Origin of the sequence: Devosia sp. (assembly GCF_040509215.1) — a bacterium.
Taxonomy (GTDB): domain Bacteria; phylum Pseudomonadota; class Alphaproteobacteria; order Rhizobiales; family Devosiaceae; genus Devosia.
In genome coordinates this window covers 1-3,912 of record NZ_JBEVLL010000011.1, presented here as the reverse complement: position 1 = coordinate 3,912, position 3,912 = coordinate 1, and the positions used below count along the sequence as shown (strand labels likewise).

Sequence of the window (3,912 nt, the reverse complement as noted above, 5' to 3'; positions counted from 1 at the left end):
CCTGCCCGGTGATCTCGAGATCGCCGCGATAGACCGGGTCGTGCCAGCCCTCGATATCGATCGAGCCCTGATATCCGGCCAACCGCAGTTCCGAGATCACGTCGGTCCAGTTGGTGTCGCCAAAGCCCGGCGTGCGCATGAACACGAACGGTACCTTGCCGAACACGCCATGCTCGCGGATCACGTCCCAGCGGATCGTCGCGTCCTTGCCGTGCACATGGAAGAATTTATGCGCCCATTTGCGGATCTGCGGGATAGGCTCGATCAGATAGACCATCTGATGGCACGGCTCCCATTCGAGCCCGATATTGTCGTCCGGCGTCTCGTTGAACATTAGCTCCCAGGCGTCGGGATTGTGCGCAATGTTCCAGTCGCCGCTCGCCCAGTTCCCGTCCATCGCGCAATTCTCAAAGGCAATCTTGACGCCCTTGTCCGCCGCGCGCTTCGCCAGTTCGCTCCACACTTCCTTGTAGCGCGGCAGGCTATCCGTAAGAACCTGGTTACGAATGCGCCCGGTGAAACCAGCGACGCAGGTCGCGCCAAAATGGTGCGCATTGTCGATGCACTGCTTCCAGCCTTCGAGCGTAAGCAGGTCTTTTTCCTGCGTCTCCAGTGGATTGCCGAACATGCCGATGGTCGAGATCGTGATGTCACGATCCCCGATTGCCTCACGGCAGCGCTTCCCGAGTTCCGCCAGGTCCTGCCCATTGGTCGTCTGCCAGAAGAACGGCTCAAAGCTCTCAAAACCGAGATCAGCTATTTTAGCGATATTCTCCGGCGCCTTGCCCTCGGTGGACTGGATCATGGTGCCGATGCGGATGGATTTGGCGGGATTGGTCACAGGTAAGAAATCCTAGACAGAAATGGAAACACGTTGCTTGAGCTTGGCGCTCTCGATGGCCGCGAAGACCATGGCGAGGCTGCGTATGTTGTCGCTGCCGACCGTCTCCGGAGCTCCCCCGCCTTCGATGGCACCGAGGAAGTCAGCGATGACGCTGGCATGCCCCTCGGTCTTGGACGCGTCCGGCATGTCGGGAATATCGAGCGGCTCCAGCGGTCGGAAAAACCCTTCCGTCCCCGCCACCTGATGGGCCTCAAACTTGTCGTAGCCATCCCAGAGCAGCGTGCCCTTGGTGCCCACGATCCGCCAGGAAGCCTCCCAGCTTGTGTTGGCGCCCTCGGCGCTCCAGCTACCGCGATAGTTGAAGACGATATCGTCCTCGAATTCGAAGATCGCATTTGCCGCCGCGCCATGGGCATACCAAGAGCCCGGCGGATTGACCTCAAGGCAATAGACCGCCTTGGGCGCCGTCCCGGCCATGAAGCGCGCCGCATCGAGCGTATGGATCGCCATGTCGAGCAGCAACACGTTTTCCATCTGCTCGCGGAAGCCGCCGAAATGCGCTCCAACGAAGAAATCGCAATTGATGGACGTGAGCTGCCCCAGCGCCCCGCTCTCGATCAGCTGCCGGATGCGCCTGATGCCCGGCACATAGCGCCGGTTCTGCACCACGGCATGAACCCGCCCGGCTGCCTTGGCCTCCTCCACCATGACCCGCGCGCTCTCCAGCGTCGGCGCCATCGGCTTTTCCGTCAGCACGTGGCAGCCATGGGAAAGCCCCGTCGCCACCAGCCCCGGCCGCGCATTGGGTACCACGACGTCAAACAGCAGATCGGGCTTGGTCTGGGAGAGAACGGCATCGAGATCGCTCCCGATCACCACATCGCCGAGCGCAAACTCCGCCGCACGCGCTTCGGCCACCTTGGGGTCGAGATCGACAAGCCCGACAACCTTCACCCTGCCCTTGAGCAAGGGATGTTCGGTCAATGCACCGAGCCACCCTTTGGACATGGCTCCGCAACCCGCGAGAACGGCCGTAAACTGCACGCTGGAAATCCTCCCTGGAACGCCCCGCTTCTGTCTGAGTGCAGATCGGCGGCGCGCTTCCGTAAACGTTTACGACGCTACAATTGAGAGGAAATCCATGTCAAGACATCTCCGTAAACGTTTTTGGTGCACGTCTCGCTAGATCGGCTAGCGTTGAAACGCGGCGACGGAAGACCTTGAGATCGCTCGCAGTTTCAGCGACATACTGCGCGCAAAGGTGGGAACACCGGGGGGAACATGAAGGGCATCAGGCGCCTGGCGCAGGAGCTGAACATCTCGATTGGCACGGTTTCCCGCGCCCTCAACGGCCGCGCCGATGTCAGCGATGAAACACGCCAACGCGTCCTCGAAGCCGCAACGGCGATGGGTTACGTGCCCAATCAGGCCGGCCGCAGCCTGCGCCAGGGCAGTACCAATGCCATCGGGTTCATGATCGAGCTGGGCGCCGATATCAACGGCAACAGCGACACCTTCTTCATGGGCGTCTTCGATGGCGTGCAATCGGTCCTCGCCCGGCACCATCTCGACCTCGTGGCCCTGCCCTGTCCGACCGACGAAAACCCGACGGCCTATCTCCAGCGCATGATCGGCCGGCGCCTCGTCGATGGCCTCATCATCTCGGCCACACATCGCAAGGACCCGCGTATCGACCTTCTCAGCAAGGCGCGCATTCCCTTCATCGCCCTCGGCCGTTCCCAGACACCGGGCGACTATCCCTGGATCGACCTCGATTTCGACGGCGTCGCCCGCCGCGGCATCGACCGCCTCGTCTCAGCCGGCCACAGCCGCATCGCCGCCGCGGTCCCCAGCAATGACATCAATCTCGGCTTCGTCTTCCTCGATGGTTACAAGGCCGCGCTGAAGCGCCACGGCCTGCCCTACGATCCATCGCTCGTGATGCGCGTCCCTTCGTCCGAACTGGGCGGCTATCAACTGGGCCACGACATTCTCGCCATGGAAAACCGTCCCACGGCCATCATCCTCAACTACGAGCTGCTGGCCCTCGGCCTCTATCGTCAACTGGCCGAAGCGGGCCTGCAAGCCGGCCGCGACCTCGCCATCATCGGCTTCCGCGAAAACCCCGTCTCCCGCTTCATGTCCCCCCGCCTCACCTGCTTCCGGCTGTCGCTGAGAGACCTCGGCATCGCACTGGGGGAATCGCTACTGGCAAGCATGCCGACATACGCCGACGCCTATCCGCTAGGGACGGTGCAGAGGGTCTGGCCGATGGAACTGGTTCCGGGGGAAAGTGACGGGATTTGAATCCCGTCCCCTCCGCCACGATAGTTAGCAACGAACTCTCACGACCCACCGGCCGTCATCCTCGGGCTTGACCCGAGGACACTTCACTTGACCATGCCAGCGTAAACACAAAGCCCTCGGGTCAAGCCCGAGGGTGACGATCGATGACTACCCCAACCACTTCCCAAAAAACGCCAACACCGCCTCCCGCATCCTTGGCGTTTCCTGGTGCCCAATCCCCGGCTCGCTGACCTTCTCAAGCTTCCCCGGTGCCCCGGCATAGGCCGGCACCAGTTCCGACCAAGCCCGCTCCACTGCCAGCGGCGGGCTCAAGTGATCCGCCTCTCCCACGCAAATCAATTGCGGCCTTGGCGCAATCAGCCCCGCAATCGTCCCGCCATCTGCCTCGCGCAACAGCCCCGGCACGGTCAGATAAATCCCATGCCCATCATGCGCGCCCAATTCGATCATCGTCCTGAAATCAGCAAAGCAGCAGAGATGCGCCACCGCCGCGATCCGGTCATCCAGCGCCGCCAGCCAGTAGCTCAGCACGCAACCCATCGAGAGCCCAAACGCCCCAATCCGCGTGGGATCGACGTCATCACGGCTCTCCAAATAGGTCAGCGCCGCCGCATGATCCGACAGCATCTGCCCAAACAGCGACTTGCCATGCCAAAGCAGCGCCTTTGCCGCAAAGCTCTCGCTGACCGTCGCTCGCTCGCCAAAGATCGGCATGTCGATGCAGAGCGTCACATAGCCTGCCCGCGCAAACACAGGCCCCA

4 protein-coding genes are annotated in these 3,912 nt (G+C 62.1%); 1 reads left to right on the top strand and 3 read right to left on the bottom strand.

Annotated features, from left to right (window positions below; translation table 11 throughout):
* A partial coding sequence (locus ABW043_RS00505) for a sugar phosphate isomerase/epimerase family protein (RefSeq protein ID WP_353919290.1) occupies nucleotides 1–841 on the bottom strand: 841 nt, incomplete at its 3' end.
* Nucleotides 842–853: 12 nt separating this feature from the next.
* Nucleotides 854–1,888, bottom strand: a complete 1,035-nt coding sequence (locus ABW043_RS00500; RefSeq protein ID WP_353919289.1) for a Gfo/Idh/MocA family protein — start codon at nucleotides 1,886–1,888, stop codon at nucleotides 854–856.
* 237 nt (nucleotides 1,889–2,125) lie between these two features.
* Here ABW043_RS00500 and ABW043_RS00495 point away from each other — a divergent pair, with 237 nt between their 5' ends.
* Nucleotides 2,126–3,151 (top strand): LacI family DNA-binding transcriptional regulator, encoded by a 1,026-nt coding sequence (locus tag ABW043_RS00495; protein WP_353919288.1) that lies wholly within the window; start codon nucleotides 2,126–2,128, stop codon nucleotides 3,149–3,151.
* A gap of 147 nt (nucleotides 3,152–3,298) precedes the next feature.
* Here ABW043_RS00495 and ABW043_RS00490 read toward each other — a convergent pair.
* On the bottom strand, nucleotides 3,299–3,912 hold a 614-nt coding region (locus ABW043_RS00490), incomplete at its 5' end, for an alpha/beta hydrolase family protein (RefSeq protein ID WP_353919287.1).